General features: G+C 62.9%; 18 protein-coding genes. 6 read left to right on the top strand and 12 right to left on the bottom strand.

Annotated features, from left to right (window positions below):
* Positions 1-113: 113 nt before the first annotated feature.
* On the bottom strand, positions 114-2,504 hold the full coding sequence (locus ACI2KG_RS09925; RefSeq protein WP_404661751.1) for a diguanylate cyclase: 2,391 nt from the start codon (positions 2,502-2,504) through the stop codon (positions 114-116).
* Between the two features lie 94 nt (positions 2,505-2,598).
* Positions 2,599-4,791 (bottom strand): bifunctional 23S rRNA (guanine(2069)-N(7))-methyltransferase RlmK/23S rRNA (guanine(2445)-N(2))-methyltransferase RlmL, encoded by a 2,193-nt coding sequence (rlmKL, locus tag ACI2KG_RS09920; protein WP_404661750.1) that lies wholly within the window; start codon positions 4,789-4,791, stop codon positions 2,599-2,601.
* A 561-nt stretch (positions 4,792-5,352) separates the two neighbouring features.
* Between rlmKL and rmf the strand changes: the two genes are divergently transcribed.
* Positions 5,353-5,568 (top strand): ribosome modulation factor, encoded by a 216-nt coding sequence (gene rmf, locus ACI2KG_RS09915; protein ID WP_003248687.1) that lies wholly within the window; start codon positions 5,353-5,355, stop codon positions 5,566-5,568.
* A gap of 136 nt (positions 5,569-5,704) precedes the next feature.
* On the opposite strand, the gene ACI2KG_RS09910 is transcribed toward rmf, so the two are convergent.
* Together ACI2KG_RS09910 and ACI2KG_RS09905 are read right to left on the bottom strand one after the other, a co-directional pair.
* Positions 5,705-6,727: a quinone-dependent dihydroorotate dehydrogenase gene (locus ACI2KG_RS09910; RefSeq protein ID WP_404661749.1), complete on the bottom strand. Its 1,023-nt coding sequence runs from the start codon at positions 6,725-6,727 to the stop codon at positions 5,705-5,707.
* Positions 6,728-7,043: 316 nt separating this feature from the next.
* The gene (locus tag ACI2KG_RS09905) at positions 7,044-8,462 is read right to left on the bottom strand and encodes an IS1182 family transposase (protein ID WP_404661748.1); all 1,419 of its coding nucleotides are present in this window, start codon (positions 8,460-8,462) and stop codon (positions 7,044-7,046) included.
* A 166-nt stretch (positions 8,463-8,628) separates the two neighbouring features.
* Here ACI2KG_RS09905 and ACI2KG_RS09900 point away from each other — a divergent pair, with 166 nt between their 5' ends.
* The 5 genes from ACI2KG_RS09900 to cobA all read left to right on the top strand — a co-directional run bounded on the left by ACI2KG_RS09900 (position 8,629) and on the right by cobA (position 14,522).
* Positions 8,629-9,843, top strand: coding sequence for a CmpA/NrtA family ABC transporter substrate-binding protein (locus tag ACI2KG_RS09900; protein ID WP_404661747.1), 1,215 nt, complete (start codon positions 8,629-8,631; stop codon positions 9,841-9,843).
* A gap of 10 nt (positions 9,844-9,853) precedes the next feature.
* On the top strand, positions 9,854-10,429 hold the full coding sequence (locus tag ACI2KG_RS09895) for an ANTAR domain-containing response regulator (RefSeq protein WP_404661746.1): 576 nt from the start codon (positions 9,854-9,856) through the stop codon (positions 10,427-10,429).
* 433 nt (positions 10,430-10,862) lie between these two features.
* A complete protein-coding gene (locus ACI2KG_RS09890; RefSeq protein ID WP_404661745.1) occupies positions 10,863-12,074 on the top strand; it encodes a nitrate/nitrite transporter in 1,212 nt (403 codons plus the stop codon).
* Positions 12,075-12,083: 9 nt separating this feature from the next.
* Entirely contained in the window at positions 12,084-13,754 is a 1,671-nt protein-coding gene (locus tag ACI2KG_RS09885; RefSeq protein ID WP_404661744.1) for a protein kinase, read from the top strand.
* A gap of 27 nt (positions 13,755-13,781) precedes the next feature.
* Positions 13,782-14,522 (top strand): uroporphyrinogen-III C-methyltransferase, encoded by a 741-nt coding sequence (gene cobA / locus ACI2KG_RS09880; protein WP_404661743.1) that lies wholly within the window; start codon positions 13,782-13,784, stop codon positions 14,520-14,522.
* 182 nt (positions 14,523-14,704) lie between these two features.
* On the opposite strand, the gene ACI2KG_RS09875 is transcribed toward cobA, so the two are convergent.
* The 8 genes from ACI2KG_RS09875 to ACI2KG_RS09840 form a co-directional block, all read right to left on the bottom strand.
* On the bottom strand, positions 14,705-15,739 hold the full coding sequence (locus ACI2KG_RS09875; RefSeq protein ID WP_400617604.1) for an OmpA family protein: 1,035 nt from the start codon (positions 15,737-15,739) through the stop codon (positions 14,705-14,707).
* 111 nt (positions 15,740-15,850) lie between these two features.
* Positions 15,851-16,417 (bottom strand): RNA polymerase sigma factor SigX, encoded by a 567-nt coding sequence (gene sigX / locus ACI2KG_RS09870; RefSeq protein ID WP_016500791.1) that lies wholly within the window; start codon positions 16,415-16,417, stop codon positions 15,851-15,853.
* 113 nt (positions 16,418-16,530) lie between these two features.
* Complete coding sequence (locus tag ACI2KG_RS09865) at positions 16,531-17,355, bottom strand: mechanosensitive ion channel family protein (protein WP_004376138.1); 825 nt, start codon at positions 17,353-17,355, stop codon at positions 16,531-16,533.
* Positions 17,356-17,357: 2 nt separating this feature from the next.
* On the bottom strand, positions 17,358-17,630 hold the full coding sequence (locus ACI2KG_RS09860) for a hypothetical protein (protein ID WP_028697557.1): 273 nt from the start codon (positions 17,628-17,630) through the stop codon (positions 17,358-17,360).
* 214 nt (positions 17,631-17,844) lie between these two features.
* The gene (locus tag ACI2KG_RS09855; protein WP_404661742.1) at positions 17,845-18,840 is read right to left on the bottom strand and encodes a zinc transporter ZntB; all 996 of its coding nucleotides are present in this window, start codon (positions 18,838-18,840) and stop codon (positions 17,845-17,847) included.
* Between the two features lie 27 nt (positions 18,841-18,867).
* Positions 18,868-19,359: a ribonuclease E activity regulator RraA gene (rraA, locus tag ACI2KG_RS09850; protein ID WP_021785500.1), complete on the bottom strand. Its 492-nt coding sequence runs from the start codon at positions 19,357-19,359 to the stop codon at positions 18,868-18,870.
* Between the two features lie 219 nt (positions 19,360-19,578).
* Positions 19,579-20,571, bottom strand: a complete 993-nt coding sequence (locus ACI2KG_RS09845) for an alpha/beta fold hydrolase (protein ID WP_404661741.1) — start codon at positions 20,569-20,571, stop codon at positions 19,579-19,581.
* Positions 20,572-20,674: 103 nt separating this feature from the next.
* Positions 20,675-21,091, bottom strand: a 417-nt coding sequence (locus ACI2KG_RS09840; RefSeq protein WP_404661740.1) for a putative PEP-binding protein, incomplete at its 5' end; no start/stop codon positions are given.

Genomic DNA, 21,091 nt, shown 5'->3' with positions numbered 1-21,091 from the left:
GCGCAGCAGCCCCGGCAATGCTTGCTGCGAAGCTGAAACCCCAGGGCTGCTGCGCAGCCCATCGCGACACAAGGCCGCTCCTACACCGACCGAGCTGCCCTACAGTCACCCTGTCAGGCCGACTCGCCCTCAACCCGGTCCCGCCCGGCCTGCTTGGCCGCATACACCCCGGCATCGGCGCGTAACAGCAGGGCATCAGCACCCTCACCCGGCCGCCAACCGGCCACACCGAAACTCGCCGTCACCTTGCCCACGCCGTCTACCGGCGCATTACGCACGCCTTGCCACAATTCCAGCGCCAGCAGCCGTGCCTGCTCGGCATCGCTGCCCGGGCACAGCACCATGAATTCTTCCCCGCCCAACCGGCAGAACACATCGGTGCGCCGCAACCGCTGACCGATGCGCTGGCACAGGCTGCGCAGCACCCGGTCGCCCACAGCATGGCCAAAGCGATCATTGATGCACTTGAAATGGTCGATGTCGAGCATGATCACCGCCAGTGCCTGGCCATCGCGCTGGGCCCGCTCCAGTTCGACCTTGAGCCGCTCCTGGAAGTAGCGACGGTTATGGATACCGGTCAGCGAGTCGGTCACCGACAGCGCCCGCAACTCTTCCTCCACCCCCTTGAGGTCGGAGATGTCGGTCAGATAGCCGTGCCACAGCGTGCAGCCCTGCTCACCCACTTCCGGCGTTGCCTCGCCACGTACCCAACGCAGCCCGGCCCGCGGCAGGCAGACCCGGTACTCCTCACGCCACGGCGACAAGTGCTCGGCCGAGTAGCGCACCGAGCGGCGCACGCGCTCCAGGTCATCAGGGTGAATACGTTCGAACACCACCGTGGCATCCTTACGCAGCTGCTGCAGGTCGACTTCGTAGATGTCGTACAGCCCCATGCTGGCATACGGGAAACACGAATGGCCGTTGGCATCCAGGCGATACTGGTAAATGCCACCCGGCACCTCGGCACTGAGTTTCTCCAGCAAACGATCACGCGCCGCCAAGGCTTCATGCACCCGGCGCCGCTCGGTAACATCAATGCAGATGGCCAGGTAACCTACCCACAACCCCTGCTCGTCGAGCATGGCAGTGACCAGCATATTGGCCACCAATTGGCTGCCATCGGCGCGCAGCAAGGTCCACTCACCGGGCTCGGCACCTTGCGCCTGCACCGTTTCGGCAAACATCGCCTGGCCGCCGGCAATGGGCCGTCCAAAGCGCACGCTCAAGGCATGGGCACGCAGGTTCAGCTCTTCGGGCAGCACCAGGTGTTCAAGGTGCAACTGGCCAATTGCCTCGCTGGCCGGGTAACCGAGCATGCGTTCGGCGCCGGCGTTGAAGGTGCTGATCACCCCTTTGAGGTTGGTGGCGATAATCGCCACCTGGGTCGCGGCATCCAGCACGCTGCGCAACTGGTTGTGGGTGCCACGCAGCGACTGTTCGCTGACCTGCAGTTCGGCAGTACGCTGCTCGACCAGGGCCAAGGCACGTTGGCGCTGGCTGAACAGGCTGTACAACAGCACGCTGAGCAGCACGCTCAACAAGCCCCCCAGCAAGCCCACCGCCTGCACCGCCGAAGAACGGTTGGCCTGCACGAAGGCCAGGCTCGGCTGGATACTCAGCTGGAAAGGGTGGTCGGCCAGGTGCAACAGCTGATGGCTGGCCAGCGCCAACGGCGCGACCGGGTTCTGCGAATCGAACATCACTTCAGGGCCATGCAACCCCGACGGATCGACAATGCGCACCACCAGGTTGTCATCCGCCGCGACCGGACGACCGTCGCTGACCAGCTGCCGCAGGCTCAACAAGGCCAATACATAACCCGCCGCTGCGCCGTTGGGGTTGGCATCGGAAAACACCGGCGCCACCATCAGCAGGCCGCGCGCGCCCGAGTGGCTATCGAACATGGCCAGCGGTTCGGACACGGCCATACTGCCCGGCCCCAGCGCCCGCGCGAGCGCCGCCTGCGGCGCGCCCTGGCCAGCCAGGTCAAGGCCATACGGCAGCCCAGGCGATTCGCCGGACTGGGTATACAGCACGGGAAAATAATGGTCGCGCAACGGCGCACGCTGCCATTGGCCAAGCTCATCCTGATCGCGAATCACATAGCCCGGGCCGGAATGGATACTGGCCTGGCGTTCGAACTCGGCACGCTGTGCAGCCTCGACGCGCGGCGCCCAGGCATAGGCCAGGGTACGCTGCAGCAATGGCCGGGCGTAACCGTCGAATTCGCGGGGGGTAATGTCGTTGGAAAAGCTGAAGAACCGCCGCAGCCCGTCCAGGCGCTGCTGTTGTTCGTCAAAGCGCTCGGCTATTCGGCTGAAGCGCTCGCTTGCCAGCAGCTCGAAGCGCTGGCGCAACTGCTGCTTGTAGAAGGTTTGCGCGGCCAGTGCCAGGGCGGCTGTCAACAGGCCGCCCGCCACCAATGCAACCAACGCCATCGCCCAGGCGGACACCGCCTCTGTACGCAGGCCAAGTAACCCCGCACGCACGCCACACTTTGACATACACCCATCTCGTCACGTCAGCGTCCTGCGGATTATCTTGCCCTGCACTCAGTTATAGCTATTGGCCATTAGCCGTGCAATGTACCTCGTCGCCTCAGCGCAATTGCAGACGCCAGGCACGGTGGATGCGATTGTTACGGGCGAAGTCCGGGTCCAGGGTCTGGGCCGTGATTTCTTCCACCGCGTAACGCGTCATCAGGTGTTCGTCCAGCTGGAACTTGCGGAAGTTGTTGGAGAAGTACAGCACACCACCGGGTGCCAGGCGGGCCATGGCCAGGTCCAGCAACTGCACGTGGTCACGCTGCACGTCGAACACCCCTTCCATGCGCTTGGAATTGGAGAAGGTTGGCGGGTCGATGAAGATCAGCTCGTAGCTTTCGCGGCAGGCTTCCAGCCAGGCCATCACATCGCCCTGCTCCAGCCGGTTGCGCTCGGAGAAGCCATTCAGCGCCAGGTTGCGCCGTGCCCAGTCCAGGTAGGTTTTCGACAGGTCGACGCTGGTGGTGCTGCGGGCGCCGCCCTTGGCTGCATGCACGGTGGCCGTGGCGGTGTAGCAGAACAGGTTGAGGAAGTGCTTGCCGGCAGCCTCGCGCTGGATGCGCATGCGCATCGGGCGGTGGTCCAGGAACAGACCGGTGTCGAGGTAGTCGGTGAGGTTGACCAGCAGCTTGACGCCGCCTTCGTTCACCTCCTGGAAGCGTCCCTCAGTAGCCTGGCGTTCGTACTGGCGGGTACCGCTTTGCCGCTCGCGGCGCTTGAGCACCACGCGCTGAGGGGAAATGCCCAGTGCCTGCGGGATGGCTGCCAGCGCATCGAGCAGACGCGCCTGGGCCTTCTCCGGGTCGATCGAACGGGGAGCTGCGTATTCCTGTACGTGAACCCAATCCTGATAGAGGTCGACCGCCAGGGCATATTCGGGCATGTCGGCGTCGTACAGCCGGTAGCAATCAATCTGCTCGCGCCGGGCCCATTTGCCCAGTTGCTTGAGGTTCTTCTGCAGGCGGTTGGCAAACATCTGCGCACCTTCCGACAGGCGCGCCGGTTCGCTGGCCCCTGGCACTTGCTGGCGGACTTCGGCGTTGTCAGCCTGGGCTTCGCGACGCTCACCGGTCACGAACTGGTCTGGCTGTACCTTGAACAGCAGCAGCTTGCAGGGCAACGCGCCGTTCCAGAATGCGTATTGCTTGTGGCTGCGAATACCCATGCGCTTGCCCAGTTGCGGCGCGCCGGTGAACACCGCCGCCTCCCAACCCATGCAGGCCTGGCGCAGGCGCTCGCCAAGGTTCTGGTAGAGGTACAGCAGGCTGGCTTCGTCACCCAGGCGCTCGCCGTACGGCGGGTTGCTGATAACCAGGCCTTTCTGGTTCTGGTCCGGGCGCGGCTCGAAGGTGCTGACCTCGCCCTGGTAGATCTTCACCCAGTCACCCAGGCCGGCTCGCTCGACGTTGTTGCGGCCTGGCTGGATCAGCCGTGGGTCGGCTTCGTAGCCACGGATCCACAGCGGTGGCTTGGCCAGGCCGGCCTGCGCGCGTGCCTGCGCCTCGTCGTGCACCTTGCGCCACAGGGCTGGCACATGGCCCAGCCAGGCGCTGAAGCCCCAGCGTTCACGCTTGAGGTTGGGCGCAATATCGGCGGCGATCATTGCCGCTTCCACCAGAAAGGTACCCACACCGCACATGGGGTCGGCCAGCGCGCCACCTTCAGCGGCAATGCGAGGCCAGCCAGCGCGGATCAGCACGGCTGCCGCGAGGTTTTCCTTCAGCGGTGCAGCGCCTTGCTGCAGGCGGTAGCCACGCTGGTGCAGGCTATGCCCGGACAGGTCGAGCGAGAGGATCGCCTCGCCACGGTCCAGGCGCAGGTGCACGCGCACGTCAGGGTCGATTTTTTCCACCGACGGGCGCAGGCCTTCGCGGTTGCGCAGCTTGTCGACGATCGCATCCTTGACCTTCAAGGCGCCGAAATGGGTGTTGTCGATGCCCGAGCCATGGCCGCTGAACTCCACGGCCAGGGTGCCATCGGCCGCCAGGTGGTCGGCCCAGTCGACAGCATTGACACCGTCGTACAGGTCATCGGCGTTCTTCATGGAGAAGCGCTTGAGCACCAGCAGTACGCGGTTGGCCAGGCGCGACCAGACGCACAGCCGGTAGGCGGTTTCCATGTCGGCTTCGCCGCGAATGGCCGATGTGTGCTCACGCACTTCGTCAAGGCCAAGGCCCTTGGCCTCTTCGGCAAGCAGGCTTTCAAGGCCTTTGGGGCAGGTGAGGTAAAGTTCGAAACGGTCCGACATGAGTATTCCAGAGCCTTGGGCTATTTGACTGACGAGGCGACGCATCGCCCCGCGATGTTTGCCCGCACCCCTTTCCAGCAGGCGTGCGGGTGGCGATTTGCGGCACACCCATGTGCCGCAAAAGGCCGGGCCACCTGACCGATCTGCGCTTGGCCGGGTGGCAAAGACAGCTTAGATCATCAGGCAGTACTAAAAATTCTGGCGATGCCGGGGACGATGTGACCCTTCGTCGCATTTCAAATTATTTCTGTCACTCACCGGCAACGCTGGCGAAATGACGTCAATGATCGGCAAACCCCGATCATAGCGGCCTCAAGGCCAAACAAGGTTGAGTCGCATTTATTTACTTATCCCCTCACCCTCACAAACGTTACGCCCTTATGACAAATCGATCATTCACACCGTGACTCGCATTCGATAGAACTGGTCTCAGGCCGCTTCGCAACGAGGCGGCACTTTCAGCTCGCCACGCCGGCAGCGAGCGCAAACCGGCAGAAAGACTCTGCCCGGCCTCGGAGAGGCCGACGGGACATTACAGTCAACAAGTGAGGGCAACACCCTATGAGAAGACTTAAGCGTGATCCGTTGGAAAGAGCATATTCACGTGGCTACCAATACGGGGTCACCGGCAAATCCCGCGAACTTTGCCCGTTCAATCTTCCTTCTGTTCGCCAAGCCTGGATTAACGGCTGGCGCGAAGGTCGCGGTGATAACTGGGACGGAATGACTGGCACCGCTGGCATCCATAGACTCAACGAAAATCACGCCGTTGGCTGATCGAGGACACTGAATTCGATTTACCATGCACGCCCTATCCGGGCGGCGGGCGAAGGCCCAGGGGCCCCTTGAAGGGGCCCTTTTTTATGCCCTGGCAGATCTTGTCTATTGCACCCGCGAAGAGGCCCTGTCAGGTTTACCGCGGCATAGCAGCGATAGCGTCTACCGCCTCGCGAATCAGCGCCGGCCCCTTATAAATGAAGCCTGAATAAATCTGTACCAGGCTCGCCCCCGCCGCAATCTTCTCGGCAGCATGACGGCCTTCGGTAATGCCACCGGCGGCAATGATCGGCAACTTGCCACCCAGCTCACCGGCCAGCACCTTGACGATGTGGGTGCTCTTCTCCAGCACCGGCGCGCCCGACAGGCCGCCCGCCTCGCCACCAAACGGCAGCGCTTCGACACCCTCACGGCCCAGTGTGGTGTTGGTGGCAATCACCGCATCCATGCCTGACTCCATCAGCGCAGCGGCCACCAAGGCAGTTTCTTCATCGCTCATGTCCGGGGCAATCTTGATCGCCAGCGGCACGCGCTTGCCATGGGTTGCGGTCAACTGCTCACGGCGCTCGGCCAGGGCATCGAGCAGTTGCTTGAGCGAGTCACCGAACTGCAGGCTGCGCAGGCCCGGGGTGTTTGGCGAGCTGACGTTGACGGTGATATAGCTGGCGGCGGTGTAGACCTTGTCCAGGCAGATCAGGTAGTCATCGACGGCGCGCTCGACCGGGGTGTCGAAGTTCTTGCCGATGTTGATGCCCAGTACGCCGTTGTAGCGCGAAGCGCGCACACGGCCGAGCAGGTGATCGACGCCCTGGTTATTGAAGCCCATGCGGTTGATGATGGCCGTGGCTTCGGGCAGGCGGAACAAGCGTGGCTTGGGGTTGCCCGGTTGCGGACGCGGGGTGACCGTGCCGATCTCGACAAACCCGAAGCCCAGTTGGGCGAAGCCGTCGATGGCTGCGCCATTCTTGTCCAGGCCAGCGGCCAGACCCACCGGGTTGGCGAAGTTCAAGCCCATGACCGAAACCGGCAATGCCGCCGGTTGCTTGCACAGCATGCCATTGAGGCCGAGACGGCCACCGGCGCCGATCAGGTCCAGGGACAGGTCGTGGGAAGTTTCCGGGGAAAGCTTGAACAGCAGCTGGCGGGCCAGGGTATACATGGGCGGGCAAGGCTCAGGGTGAGTGAGGGGGCGATTATAGCCAGCGCGGGGCTGGCAGGACAGCAAATCGTGGAGCTGCTTCGTACACTCATCTGATCGGTTCACGCGGTCCCTTGTAGGAGCGGCCTTGTGTCGCGAAAGGGCTGCAAAGCAGCCCCATCAATTTGTGCACCTGCGCTGAAACCCTGGGGCTGCTTCGCAGCCCTTTCGCGACCCAAGGCCGCTCCTACACAGGCTGTGTGAAAACTCAGAATCAGAGATCAGCCCGCCAGGGCTGATCTCTGATTGATATTTTCACATACCCGAGAGATACCTCTCAGGCCAGCATCTCCAGCAGCCTGCGGGTTCCCAGGATATTGATGGTTCGCTTCAGGTTGTAGCTGGTCACTGCCAGCGCCATCTCAGCTTTGGCTCCCTGCAATTGGCGTAGCAGGAACCGCCCGGTTCCCAGTGCCCACTGCTTCAAGTTGCCGAAAGGATGCTCAACCGTACTTTTGCGCCTGAGCATCATGTCCGGATTGGCATTCAGGCGTTTGGTCATGCGTTCAAACGCTGCCTCATTGGGATGGCGCTTCAGCGTGCGGTGTCGCGCCCTCGTGCAACTACCTTTCAGAGCACAACCGCCACAGGCAGATGCTTGAGCGTGGTAGTTAGCCGATCCCTTATTGATACTTTTCAGTATCAACACCTGGCCCGCTGGACACCGATAGCTGTCGGTTTCAGGGTCGTACTTGAACTCAGCCTGAGGAAAGAGGGCGTTTTCAGCCGAGCGGTTTTCTCGGTTGAGCGGCACGATTGCTGTGATACCGGCATCGTCACAGGCCTGGAATTGCTCGCCGTTTGAATAACCTGCATCTGCAGTCACTGTGACGTCTTCTTGATCCAGCACCTGCTGGACAGCCGTTGCCATCGGGGCAAGCTGCCTGCGGTCATCACTGTCCTGGGTTACTTCGTGGTGCACGATTAACCCATGCTCTTCATCCACTGCAGATTGCACGTTGTAGCCCGCAAAGTTGCCCTGCGGAGCACGCATCATCTTCGCCTCGTCTTCCCCAACGATAATCTGGGAAAGCCCCAGTTCCTCCATCAGTGCTTGACCGGTCAGGTTGTTAGCGCGCTTTGACTGAAGGCGGGACAAGGCCTCTTTGACCTTGTTGGTATCGATCTTCTCGGCGCTTTCATTCTCATCCGACTCATCCAGGCTCGCCAGATATCGAGCAATGCGCTGGTCCAGCTTTTCCAGATCCCGTTTAAGATGTTTGATGCTGACATGGCGGCGATTGGAGGCTACGGCTCTGAACTTGCTGCCATCAATCGCGACGAGATCCCCCTTGACCAAGCCCGCCCCTCGACAAAACTGCACAAATGCGCGGCAGGTGGCGGAGAACGCCACCGTGTTGTCTCTACGAAAATCAGCGATGGTTTTGAAATCTGGAGCAAGACGGTTGAGCAGCCACATGACCTCGACATTGCGCTGACACTCGGCTTCGAGACGACGGGAAGAACGGATCTGGTAGAAGTAGCCGTATAGGTAAAGCTTGAGCAGATCGGCAGGGTTGTAGGGCGGACGTCCATTCACTTTGGGCTCTGACCTGTCGAAGCCGAGCACCTTCAAATCAATTCGGGCGACGTACGCATCAATGACACGCACCAGGTGGTCAGCCGGGATGAGCTCATCAATCGAGACTGGAAACAGGCTGGTCTGATTCCGTGGTTCGCCCTGAATGTACGCCATGAAAAATGCCCCGCATCGTTGATGCGGGGCATTTTGCAGGAGCTGGCTCAAAATTTAAGGTTTTCACACAGCCTGCACAGGAACCGCGCCGACGCCAGAGGCTGGAAATGGCACATCGGTTGCACCGGTTCAGCCCACAGCCTTATCAGTACGGGCGAGGAACCTTGTGAACACTGTACCCCGAGCAACGCCCCTGGCCTGGGTCAACGGCAGCGACGCACCCGAAAAACCCAGCCTCGACATCGGCTTCATGGCCCTGACCGATTGCGCCTCGGTGGTTGTTGCCGCCACTCAAGGTTTCGCCCAGCAACACGGCCTTACCTTGAACCTCAAGCGCCAGGGCTCGTGGGCCGGGCTGCGCGACAAACTGGTCAGTGGCGAACTGGATGCCGCGCATTGCCTGTATGGCCTGGTCTACGCCGTGCACCTGGGCATCGGTGGCGTCCCTGCCAGCGACATGGCCGTGCTCATGGGCCTTAACCAGAACGCCCAGGCCATCAACCTGTCCCCGGCCCTGCAACGCAAGGGCGTGACCAACCCTGAAGCACTGGCGCGGCTGGTGCACCAGCACGGCGCACGCCTGACGTTCGCCCAGACCTTCCCCACCGGCACCCACGCCATGTGGCTGAACTACTGGCTGGCCAGCCAGGGCATCCACCCGCTGCGCGACGTCGACAGCGTAGTGGTACCGCCTGCACAGATGGCCGCACACATCCAGGCCGGGCGCATTGACGGCTTTTGTGTCGGCGAGCCCTGGGCAGCCGATGCCGCGGGCAAAGGTCAAGGCTTCACCCTGACCACCAGCCAGTCGATCTGGCCGGACCACCCGGAAAAGGTCCTGGCCTGCGGCCGTGCCTTTGCCGAGCAATACCCCAACAGCGCTCGCGCGCTGATCAAGGCGATCCTCGCCGCCAGCCGGTTCATCGAACAAAGCCCGGAAAACCGCCGCAGCACTGCGCAACTGCTCAGCGGCAGCGCGTACCTGGACACCACGCTGGACAGCATCGAACCCCGCCTGCTCGGCCACTACCAGGACGGCCTGGGCAACCATTGGCAAGACCCGCATGCCCTGCGCCTTTACGACCATGGCCGGGCCAACCTGCCGTACCTGTCCGACGGCATGTGGTTCATGACCCAGTTCCGCCGCTGGGGCCTGCTGCGCGAAGACCCGGATTACCTCGGCGTGGCCCGCCAGGTCCAGCAACTGGTGCTGTACCGCGAGGCAGCGCAGAGCCTGGGCGTGCCGTGCCCTGAACAACCGATGCGCAGCAGCCTGTTGATCGACGGCACCCGCTGGGACGGCAGCGACCCTTATGGTTATGCCCGCAGCTTCAGCCTGCATGCGCTGGGCGAACTGCCCGATGCCCGTGTTGGCGCGTGAGGGAACGAACATGTTGCGCATCCTGCTGATCGACGACACCCAACGTAAACTCGGGCGCCTCAAGGCAGCCTTGATCGAGGCCGGCTTCGAGGTCACCGAAGCCCCAGGCCTGACCATCGACCTGCCCGCCTGCGTCGAAACGGTGCGCCCGGACGTGGTGCTGATCGATACCGACTCACCGGACCGCGATGTGATGGAACAGGTGGTGCTGGTCAGCCGTGACCAGCCACGCCCCATCGTGCTGTTCACCGATGAGCACGACCCCGGGGTCATGCGCCAGGCGATCCAGGCCGGCGTCAGCGCCTATATCGTCGAGGGCATCCATGCAGCGCGGCTGCAGCCGATTCTGGATGTGGCCATGGCCCGCTTCGAAAGTGACCAGGCGCTGAAGGCGCAACTACTGGCGCGCGACCTGCAACTGGCCGAACGTAAGCGCATCGAGCAAGCCAAGGGCCTGCTGATGAAAATGAAGGATTGCAATGAAGAGCAGGCCTACACCCTGATGCGCCGCCAGGCCATGAGCCGCCAGCAGAAGCTGATCCAGGTGGCCGAGCAGATCATTGCCATGCACGAGATGCTGGGCTAGCCATGGCATTTTCGGCGCCTGTGAAATCGAGCGCCGCCCGCGCGGCGCTTCGCGGGGCAAGCCCGCTCCCACATTTGTTTCGGGCCAGTATCGCCTATACCAGCGCGAGACCGCCTTGTTGGTCCGACACGATATCGAGGAGGACGCCAAAGGGTCGCGCGCCAATGGCGCAGGCATAACTGGCCCGAAACAGATGTGGGAGCGGCCTTGTGCCGCGAAGCGCCGCGCGGGCGGCGCTCGATCTGACAGACGCTGAAAATCTCAAGCCAACCCCAGCCCACAGTTGGCCCATCTCTTGCTGAACAATTCTCACCGGTAGCCAACGGCGGTTGCCCCATTTAATCCCGACAAAGACGTCGCTCTCCCCTCCACCTTCCGTGGAGCGGGTGGCGGCGTCTTTTTCGTTCCGTTGCATTGCCGAGTGAGGTGTTCGATGAGTACCAGCTTCTGGAAATCCGGGCATGTGCCCACGCTGTTCGCCGCGTTCCTGTACTTCGACCTCAGCTTCATGGTCTGGTACCTGCTGGGCCCGCTGGCGGTGCAGATTGCCGCCGACCTGCAACTGAGTGCACAACAACGGGGCCTGATGGTGGCGATGCCTATCCTGGCCGGGGCGATCCTGCGCTTTGCCATGGGCGTGCTGGTCGACCGCCTGTCACCCAAGACCGCCGGGCTGATCGGCCAGGTAGTCGTCATCATCGCCCTGGCCGCTGCCTGGCACCTTGGCGTGCACAGCTATGAACAAGCATTGCTGCTAGGCGTGTTCCTCGGCTTCGCCGGTGCCTCATTCGCCGTGTCGCTGCCGCTGGCCTCGCAATGGTACCCGCCCCAGCACCAGGGCAAGGCCATGGGCATCGCCGGCGCCGGCAATTCCGGCACGGTATTCGCCGCCTTGCTGGCGCCGGCACTGGCAGCCGGCTTTGGCTGGAACAATGTGTTCGGCTTCGCGCTGATCCCGCTGTCGCTGGCACTGGTGGTGTTCGCCCTGCTGGCGCGCAATGCCCCGCAACGGCCCAAGCCAAAGGCCATGGCCGACTACCTCAAGGCACTGGGCGACCGCGACAGCTGGTGGTTCATGTTCTTCTACAGCGTCACGTTCGGCGGCTTCATTGGCCTGGCCAGCGCCCTGCCCGGTTACTTCAGCGACCAGTACGGCCTGAGCCCGGTCACCGCCGGTTACTACACCGCAGCCTGCGTGTTCGCCGGCAGCCTGATGCGCCCGATCGGCGGCGCGCTGGCCGACCGCTTCGGCGGTATCCGTACCCTGCTGGGCATGTACAGCGTGGCAGCCATCTGCATTGCCGCAGTCGGCTTCAACCTGCCGTCTGCAGCGGCGGCCCTGGCACTGTTCGTCAGTGCCATGCTCGGCCTGGGTGCCGGCAATGGCGCGGTGTTCCAGCTGGTACCGCAACGCTTTCGCCAGGAGATCGGGGTAATGACCGGGCTGATCGGCATGGCCGGCGGCATCGGCGGCTTCCTGCTGGCGGCCGGGCTAGGCACCATCAAGCAGCACACTGGCGATTACCAACTGGGGCTGTGGCTGTTTGCCAGCCTGGGCCTGCTGGCCTGGTTCGGCCTGCATGGCGTGAAACAGCGCTGGCGCACCACCTGGGGCTCGGCTGCAGTCACTGCAGCGCGGGTTTGAGGCACGCCGATGAGCCTGCAACTGAGTTTCGCCCAGGCCAGCGCCACCGGGCCGCGCGCGGAAAACCAGGACGCCCTGCGCCTGGTCACCCCGGCGCCGGAGCTGGCCGCCAGCAAAGGCTACCTGTTCGCCCTGGCCGACGGTGTCAGCCAGTGTGCCGACGGTGGCCTGGCGGCGCGGGCCAGCCTGCAGGCGCTGGCGCTGGATTACTACGCCACCCCGGCCACCTGGAGCGTCGCCCAGGCCCTCGACCGCCTGCTGCTGGCACAGAACCGCTGGCTGCGCGCCCAGGGCAACGGCCAGCCGTTGCTGACGACGCTCAGCGCGCTGGTGTTGCGCGGCCGGCGCTTTACCCTGGCCCACGTGGGCGACTGCCGGGTGTACCGCTGGCATGCAGGGCGCCTGCAATGCCTGAGCGAGGACCATGTGTGGGACCAGCCCGGCATGCAACATGTGCTCAAACGCGCCCTGGGGCTGGACCAGCACCTGCTGGTCGATTACCTGGAGGGCGAGCTGCAACCGGGTGAATGCTACCTGCTGCTGAGCGACGGGGTCTGGGCCAGCCTGGGCGAGCAACACATCCAGGCGGTGCTGTGCGAGCAACCTGACCTGCAACTGGCCGCCGACACCCTGGTCGCCAGTGCCCACTTCAACGGCAGCCAGGACAACGCCAGCGCCTTGCTGGTGCAAGTCGAGCAACTGGGTACCGCCAACCTGGGCGATACCCTGGCGCAACTGCAGCAATGGCCAGTACCCGGCCCGCTGCGCGAAGGCCAGGTGATCGACGGCTGGCAGGTTGAGAAGCTGTATGCCCACAGCCGTCAGTCCCTGCTGTACCAGGTGCGCGATAGCCAGCAGCAACCCTGGCTGCTCAAGACCCTGCCCACGGCACGCGAGCAGGAGCCCGGCGCGCTCCAGGGGCTGCTGCTGGAAGAGTGGTTCCTGCGCCGCGTCGCCGGCCGGCACTTCCCCGAGCTGCACGCTGCCAGCCAGCGCCAGCACCTGTACTACGTGATGCGCGAACACCCCGGGCAAAGCCTGGCGGCGCTGCTGGCCGCCAACGGCCCACTGCCCCTGCCGCAATGGCTGGAGATTGCCCGGCAACTGCTGCAGGCGGTCGGCGTGCTGCACCGGCGCAACCTGCTGCACCGCGACATCAAGCCAGACAACCTGCACCTGGGCCGCGATGGCCAGCTGCGCCTGCTGGACTTCGGCCTGGCCTATTGCCCGGGCCTGTCCGAAGACTCACTGCACGAATTGCCCGGTACGCCGTCCTACATCGCCCCGGAGGCGTTCGACGGCCAACCGCCCGGTCCGCGCCAGGACCTGTATGCCGTGGGCGTAACGCTGTACCACCTGCTGACCGGCCACTACCCGTACGGCGAGGTGGAAGCCTTCCAGCGCCCTCGCTTCGGCCAGCCGGTCAACGCCGCACGCTATCGCCCCGACCTGCCGGAATGGTTGCAGCACAACCTGCAGCAGGCGGTGGCGGTCGACCCGGCGCAACGCTTCGAAACCGCCGAACACTGGTTGCTGCTGCTTGAACGCGGCGACCGCCAGGAGCTGCCCGGCCGGCCGCGGCCATTGCTGGAGCGCGAACCATTGAAGGTATGGCGCACCCTGGCCCTGCTGTCCTTGCTACTCAACCTGATAATGCTGCTCGCCCTGCTCAAGGGCTGAGCGCAGCTTGCCGATGAGGAAACCCTGATGAATGCAAAAGTGTGGCTGGTCGGTGCCGGCCCTGGTGACCCTGAACTGCTCACCCTCAAGGCTGTGCGTGCATTGCAACAGGCGGCCGTGGTGATGATCGACGACCTGGTCAACCCGGCGGCACTGGAACATTGCCCGCAGGCGCGGGTGATTGCCGTGGGCAAGCGTGGCGGCTGCCGCTCTACGCCGCAGGCGTTCATCCAGCGCCTGATGTTGCGCCACGCGCGGCAAGGGCGTTGCGTGGTCCGGCTCAAGGGCGGTGACCCGTGCATCTTCGGCCGCGGCGGCGAAGAAGCGCTGTGGCTGCAGGGGCAAGGTATCGAGGTGGAGTTGGTCAACGGCATTACTGCAGGCCTGGCCGGCGCCACGCAGTGCGGGATTTCCCTGACCTCAAGGGGTGTGAGCCGAGGGGTGACGCTGGTGACGGCACATACCCAGGATGACAGTGAGCTGAACTGGGCGGCACTGGCCCAGGGCGGCACGACATTGGTGGTGTACATGGGGGTGGCGCGGCTGGAGCAGGTTCGCCAGGGCTTGCTGGAGGGGGGCATGGCGCCGGGGATGCCGGTGGCGATGATCGAGAATGCTTCGTTGCCGCAGCAGCGGGAATGCAGGAGTGATGTGGGGAGAATGGTCGAGGATGCGCGGGGGTTTGGGCTGCGTAGCCCGGCGATTCTGGTGATTGGGGAGGTGGTTGGGGAGCAGGTGGTTCGGGACCTCGTGGCAATAGCTGGATAATACTTTGCCTGTTCTGGCCTATTCGCGGGTAAACCCGCTCCTACAAGGGTTTTGTACAAATCCATAGGCAAGTCGAACCTGTGGGAGCGGGTTTACCCGCGAAGAGGCCAGGACAGGCAACACAAATCCCAGGCAAAGAAAAACCCGGCCGAGGCCGGGTTTTTCGTGAAACTTCAGGCCAATTACTTGGACTGAGCTTCAACCTGCGCTTCAACGCGACGGTTAACAGCGCGACCTTCTTCGGTGGCGTTGTCAGCAACCGGACGGGTTTCGCCGTAGCCAACCGAGTCAACACGGCTGGATTCTACGCCGTACTGCTGGGTCAGGACTTGCTTGACAGCGTTGGCACGACGCTCGGACAGCTTCTGGTTGTAAGCGTCTGGACCCACGGAGTCAGTGTGACCTTCAACCACGGTGGTGGTTTGTGGGTACTGCTTCATGAAGTCAGCCAGGTTCTTGATGTCGCCGTAGCTGTTTGGCTTGACGACCGACTTGTCGAAGTCGAACTTGACGTCCAGCTCAACACGAACGACTTCGGCAACAGCCGGGCAGCCGTCGGCGTCAACGGTAACGTTGGCCGGGGTGTCTGGGCACTTGTCGACGTTGTCGCACACGCCATCGTTGTCGGAGTCGGAGCAGACTTCAGCAACTGGAGCTGGAGCGGCTGCGGCTTGCTTCGGGCTACCGCCGAAGTTCAGGCCAACACCAACGCTTGGCGCCCACTCGGTGTCGCCCTGGTCGATGTTGTACTGAGCTTCTACGCCGGCACGGGCGTAGAACATGTCAGTGATGTACCACTTGGCGCCAGCGCCAACGTTGGCGAAGGTGGAGTGGTCACGACCGCCACGGCCGGTCTGGCCCAGCGACTGGTGCGAGAAACCAGCAGATACGTACGGACGGATGGCGTCGTACGGGTTGTTGAAGTGGTAAACGGCGTCCAGGGCGGTGTTCGAGCCCTTGATGTTCTTGCCGTCTTCGCCACGAGCGTTGTGCACTTCGTCGTAGCCCAGACGCAGTTCAACGTCGTCGGTCAGGAAGTAACCGATCGAACCGCCGAACAGGTTGCCGTCGTTCTTGAAGTCGCGCTGGCTGTCGAAGAATTCTTTCTTGTAGAAGATTTCAGTCTCGACGGCGCCTTGACCTTGTGCCATAGCGCCAATCGAAGTGGCGGCTACGAGCGAACCAATGGCCAAGCCCAAGGTATTTTTCAATTTCATCCGTTAAATCCCCATCTGGTGATAGTTAAGCAGTCCCACCACAAACAAGGGGGACAACTCGACGGCAAGTCTAGCAGAACTCGCCGATCCGTTAGAGATATTTGCACGCCACTAAGTTTCATCCAGGCCTGCAAATTTCTCCCGAAGCTTGTCTAGCGCGCGCTTGTAACGCATTTTGGTCGCGCTCAGGCCCATGTGCATGATGTCGGCAATTTCCTGAAATTCCAGTTCTGCGACAAAACGCAGCACCAGGATTTCCCGGTCAATCGGGTTCACATGCACCAGCCATTTGTCCAGGCCGCCTTTTTCTTCCGGTTTCGGGGCCTTGTCTTCGGACGCCTCTTCTATAGGGTCCAGACTCAAGGCATCCATCAACCGGCGCTTACGGCGCTCCTTGCGGTACTGGGTAATGCACTCGTTGTAGGTGATGCTGTAGAGCCAGGTCTTGAACTTGGATTTACCCTCGAAGTTCTTCAGCCCGTACAGCACTTTCAGCATCACTTCCTGACAGACATCGTCCGCGTCGCGGTCGTTCCCCAGATAACGCGCACAGACGTTGAACAGGGTCCGCTGGTAGCGCCGCATGAGCTCCTCATAGGCGCGGGTAACGTGGTACAGCTCCTCATGCGAACGCGCCACCAACTCTTCGTCGGTGAGCTCGCGGGGGTCATAACGCATGGGCGGCGAATGAACTTTATTCAAAACGGATCTGGCCGACAGTCAGGTCAATGTCGCCGCGCGACCCCGTGGGTCGAATTTCGCGGCGGCATACATTAACAGCTTTTGTGCGGTTAGCGGCTATTGACACGCTGCTCAAGCAACTCGCGATTGGACAGCGACACCAGTTCGCCATCATCGGTCAGCAGCGTGGTCTTCACCGTTCCGATCTCTTCGATGTGCCCTTCAACCTCTCCAATCCGCACCTGCTGGCCGACCTGATACAGCTCGCGCACGTAGATGCCTGCCAGGATTTGCCCGGCGATTTCGCGGCTACCCAGGCCCATGGCCAGGGCAACGGCCAGACCAACGGTAATCAGCCCGATCACGATCACGTGGTTCAGCAAGTCGGTTTTCACCTCCAGCTGGCTGATGGCGACCGAGATACTGATGATGATCACCAGGCCCTGAGTGATACGCCCGAGGCCCGCCGAATATTCCAGGCCGATGCCTTCGGCAGCACCGCGCACCAGGCCGTTGGCCACCTGCGCCAGCAGCACGCCGGCCAACAGCACCAGCGCTGCGCCGAACACCTTGGGCAGGTACAGGGCGAGCATGTCAAGGGTCGCCGATACCCGCTCCAGGCCCAGCGATTCAGCCGCCGAAACCAGGAAGATGAGCAGCACGAACCAGTAGACGATCTTGCCGATCAGGGTCGAGATCGGCACCTGGATGCCAACCCGGCCGAGCATCTTGGTCAGGCCGGTGCCGGCCATCAGGCGGTCCAGGCCAAACTTGGCCAACAGCTTGGACAACAGCGTGTCGAGTAGCTTGGCCACCACGAAACCGAGCAGCACCACGACCAGCGCGCCGAACAGGTTAGGGATGAAGTTCGCTACCTTGGTCCAAAGGGCGGTCATTGCGGTGACCAGGCTCTGGGTCCATAGATCGAGTTCCATATTCAATCGGCCTTATCTGCTTTGCTGCCGCTGGCAGCGTTGCGGGAAGAGTGTCGACGCACCGGCGCGACATGCGCCGAGCCATTGTTCACGGCGATCAGCAGCGCCTGGCACCAGCGGCCTAGCAGGCTGAACAGATCACCGGCACCGACCTGTCGGTTGGCGGTTTTCAGTACACGGCCCAGGCAAGCGGCGTCGTCCCGGTCGTCCCGGTCGTTGCCGGAGGGTGACGCCTTGAGCAGGTCGCGCAGGGATTCTTCAAACGGATCGTGCATGGGCACCTCGCGCAGTGTCAGTCAGAGACGAGATGGCCGGGCGATGGGTCACACATCGCGTTGGGACGAATGTTTCAAAATGAAAAGTGTCTGCCTGTACTGGCCCTATCGCCGGCAAGCCAGCTCCCACAGGTACACCATAGGCTTCAAGCGTTGTGCCATCCCTGTGGGAGCTGGCTTGCCGGCGATGGGGCCAGAGCAGGTCAACGAACATCTATACCCACCGCAACCGCCGGAACAACCACCACTGCCCCACTGCCAACCCCAGCACGACTATGCAGGCAAACAGGAAGCCCAAGGGGTTTTCCGCCCCGGGGATGCCGCCGACATTGATGCCCAGCAGCCCCGTGATGAAGCTCATCGGCAAGAAGATGCAGGTGATGATGCCAAAGCGGTACATGGTGCGGTTCATCCGCTCGCTGCGCCGCCGGTCTTCGCTTTCCAGCACCAGCGCGGCGCGCTCACGGGTCAGCTCCAGCTCTTCGAGGTAGCGGATCAGGCTGTTGTTCAACTCGTTCCAGTAATCGGCATCGGCATTGGCGAACCAGCTCCACTTGCTGCGCGACAACTGGGCGTAGATTTCCCGCTGCGGGGCCAGGAAGCGGCGCAAGCCGGCGGCGCGACGGCGAATCTGCTGCAGGCTGCCGTGCTCCGGCGTATACCGCTCGTCGGATTCGACCTTTTCTTCTTCCAGGTCGACCAGCTCGGCCAGGTCACTGACCAGGCCCTGGACCTTTTCGGTCAGCAGCTCGCCCATCAGCAGCAACAGCTCGGACGCCGATTTCGGCCCCCTGCCCTGCTCCAGTTGCTGGAGTACTTCGTCACTGGCGCGCAACGGCCGCAGGCGCAGCGAGATCACCCGCTGCGCCTCGGCAAAGATACGCACCGAAACCATGTCTTCGGGCTCGGCGCCCGGGTTGAGGTTGACCCCGCGCAGGAACAGCAACAGCTGCTCCTCAGCCATGGGCAGCAGGCGCGGACGGGTGTTTTCTTCCAGCAGCAGCTCGCAGGCGAACTCGCTCAGGCCGCTGTCGTGCAGCAGCCAGGTGCGGGTTTGCGGATGACTACGGTCCCAGTGCAGCCACAGGCTCTGCTGCGGTTGCAGTTGCAGGTCGTCCAGTTCGGTACGGGCAATCGAGCGCGCGCCACCTTTGCCATCGAGCACCAGGGCATGCACCAGCCCCCACTGCGCGTTGTCTTCCTCGAACATCAAAGCTCCATCAGCGCGTGCTGCGCATCACTCCGGCATTTTCAGCGGGCTTGGCGAAACCAGTACGCCATTGTTGTCGGCATACACATATTCGCCCGGGCGGAAGGTGACGCCGGCGAAGGTCACGGCCACGTTGAGGTCGCCGATGCCGCGTTTGTCGGTCTTCATCGGGTGGCTGGCCAAGGCCTGCACGCCGACGTCGGTCTGGATCAGCACATCGACGTCACGCACGCAGCCGTAGATCACCAGGCCTTCCCAGCCATTTTTGGCAGCCTTCTCGGCGAGCATGTCGCCCAGCAGGGCCCGGCGCAGCGAACCGCCGCCATCGACCACCAGCACCTTGCCCTTGCCATCGAGCTCGACCTGCTCCTTGACCAGCGAGTTGTCTTCAAAGCACTTGATGGTGACGATCTGGCCGCCGAACGAATCGCGGCCACCGAAGTTGCTGAACATCGGCTCCAGCACTTGTACCAGGTCCGGGTAGGCGTCACACAGGTCGGGCGTTACGTAATGCTGCATGGGAAGCTCCTGTCAGTCACAACGAAAGCGGGTATCGGCCAAGGCTACACCTTGGAGGCCGTTGCAGTCATCCGGGACCGGGTGGTCATATGTGTTTTGTCTGTGCTGGCCCTATCGCCGGCAAGCCAGCTCCCACAGGTACTGCACAAGTCTGCGACTCTGTGGCAATCCTGTGGGAGCTGGCTTGCCGGCGATAGGGCCGGTACAGGCAGAACCATATCAGCTGACCGGCACTGGCTCCGCAGCCACAGTGGACGCATGCACCGCCAGCAGCGGATTACGCAGCCAGCGCTCAACCAGTGGCCACACCTGCACCTGCGCAGCCTTGCTCACCAGCATGTCGACATGCCCGAACGCCTCGAAACCTTCTTCACGCCCCAGCCGCAGGAACTGCTTGCGCTCGCCCCCAAACTGTTCGAACAGCTTGCGACAGGCCCACACCGGGTCTTGCAAATCGCCCGCGCCAGCCACCGCCAGCAGCGGCACATCGACCTCGGACAGCCCGGCCCACCAGTCGTGCTTCTTGTCGCCAAAGCGCCCGAACAAGCCATGCCAGCGCATGCTTTCAAGGGCCAGGCCAATCGGCTCGTCCTCCGGCCCACGCTTGAAGCGCGGCCCGGAAATCTGCCCCCAGCGCTTGAGCACCAGCTTCGCGCCCCAGGCCAGCGGCGGTACTTTCAACGGCCAGTACACGCGGCTGATCTGCGTACCGAACAGCGCCACGCTGGCGACTTGATCAGCCTCCAGGAAGCCACCGCCCAGCGCTGCAGCCAGGGTCGTGCCCCCCAGTGAGTGGCCCACCCAATGCGGCGCCTGGCCCGACTGCTCGCGCACAAAGGCATTGATCAGGGGCAGGTCCTCCTGGGCATAGGCGGCTACGCTGTTGTGCTTCCAGGCAAGGTTGCGCGGCGACAGGCCGTGGCCGCGCATTTCCGGGATCCACACATCGAAACCGGCGCGCGCCAGGTAGGCGCCAAGGCCGACGCCTTTGGGCGAATACCAGAAACGCCGGTTGGAAAAACTGCCGTGCAGAAGAATGACCGACACGCCCTGGGGCTGGCTTTGGTCAGCCAGCCCCAGGCGGGTCACGGCCAGCTCGACGCTGGGGTCAGGGCTGTTGCCGGCCTTGATCCGGTACACGTCTTCGCTGAGGTCACCGCGGCGCTCGGCACTGAGCAAGGCCACGGGAAATAAAGTGCTGCTGCTTTGCATAAGGTTGCTTGGTGCACAAAAAAGGGCGGGATCCATTGCTGGAGCTCGCCCTGGAAAAAACCAGGCGGGGGTACGCCAGACGTCCCCCCGCATTTTTACTGCGTCAGGCCGCGCCTTGGCCTTCGGCCAGGAAGAACCAGGTTTCGAGTACCGAGTCCGGGTTCAGCGACACGCTTTCGATGCCCTGTTCCATCAGCCACTTGGCCAGGTCCGGGTGGTCCGATGGGCCTTGGCCGCAGATGCCGATGTACTTGCCGGCCTTGTTGCACGCGGCAATGGCGTTGGCCAGCAGCTTCTTCACCGCAGGGTTACGCTCGTCGAACAGGTGCGCGATGATCCCCGAGTCACGGTCCAGGCCCAGGGTCAGCTGGGTCAGGTCGTTGGAGCCGATCGAGAAGCCGTCGAAGTATTCCAGGAACTCTTCAGCGAGGATGGCGTTGGACGGCAGTTCACACATCATGATCACGCGCAGGCCGTTGTCGCCACGGGCCAGGCCGTTTTCGGCGAGCAGGTCGACAAC

It is taken from the genome of Pseudomonas sp. NPDC089407, from assembly GCF_044900445.1.
Classification (GTDB): domain Bacteria; phylum Pseudomonadota; class Gammaproteobacteria; order Pseudomonadales; family Pseudomonadaceae; genus Aquipseudomonas.
Note: the sequence above shows the minus strand (reverse complement) of the source record. Positions and strands in the feature narration are given on the sequence as shown.

Coding starts and splice junctions, on each gene's coding strand:
- ACI2KG_RS09890 (WP_404661745.1), top strand. CDS start 10,863: ATGAGTACCAGCTTCTGGAAATCCGGGCATGTGCCCACGCTGTTCGCC.
- ACI2KG_RS09865 (WP_004376138.1), bottom strand. CDS start 17,355: ATGGAACTCGATCTATGGACCCAGAGCCTGGTCACCGCAATGACCGCC.
- ACI2KG_RS09885 (WP_404661744.1), top strand. CDS start 12,084: ATGAGCCTGCAACTGAGTTTCGCCCAGGCCAGCGCCACCGGGCCGCGC.
- ACI2KG_RS09905 (WP_404661748.1), bottom strand. CDS start 8,462: ATGGCGTACATTCAGGGCGAACCACGGAATCAGACCAGCCTGTTTCCA.
- cobA (WP_404661743.1), top strand. CDS start 13,782: ATGAATGCAAAAGTGTGGCTGGTCGGTGCCGGCCCTGGTGACCCTGAA.
- ACI2KG_RS09895 (WP_404661746.1), top strand. CDS start 9,854: ATGTTGCGCATCCTGCTGATCGACGACACCCAACGTAAACTCGGGCGC.
- ACI2KG_RS09875 (WP_400617604.1), bottom strand. CDS start 15,739: ATGAAATTGAAAAATACCTTGGGCTTGGCCATTGGTTCGCTCGTAGCC.
- rmf (WP_003248687.1), top strand. CDS start 5,353: ATGAGAAGACTTAAGCGTGATCCGTTGGAAAGAGCATATTCACGTGGC.
- rlmKL (WP_404661750.1), bottom strand. CDS start 4,791: ATGTCGGACCGTTTCGAACTTTACCTCACCTGCCCCAAAGGCCTTGAA.
- rraA (WP_021785500.1), bottom strand. CDS start 19,359: ATGCAGCATTACGTAACGCCCGACCTGTGTGACGCCTACCCGGACCTG.
- sigX (WP_016500791.1), bottom strand. CDS start 16,417: ATGCGTTATGACCCCCGCGAGCTCACCGACGAAGAGTTGGTGGCGCGT.
- ACI2KG_RS09860 (WP_028697557.1), bottom strand. CDS start 17,630: ATGCACGATCCGTTTGAAGAATCCCTGCGCGACCTGCTCAAGGCGTCA.
- ACI2KG_RS09925 (WP_404661751.1), bottom strand. CDS start 2,504: ATGTCAAAGTGTGGCGTGCGTGCGGGGTTACTTGGCCTGCGTACAGAG.
- ACI2KG_RS09845 (WP_404661741.1), bottom strand. CDS start 20,571: ATGCAAAGCAGCAGCACTTTATTTCCCGTGGCCTTGCTCAGTGCCGAG.
- ACI2KG_RS09855 (WP_404661742.1), bottom strand. CDS start 18,840: ATGTTCGAGGAAGACAACGCGCAGTGGGGGCTGGTGCATGCCCTGGTG.
- ACI2KG_RS09910 (WP_404661749.1), bottom strand. CDS start 6,727: ATGTATACCCTGGCCCGCCAGCTGCTGTTCAAGCTTTCCCCGGAAACT.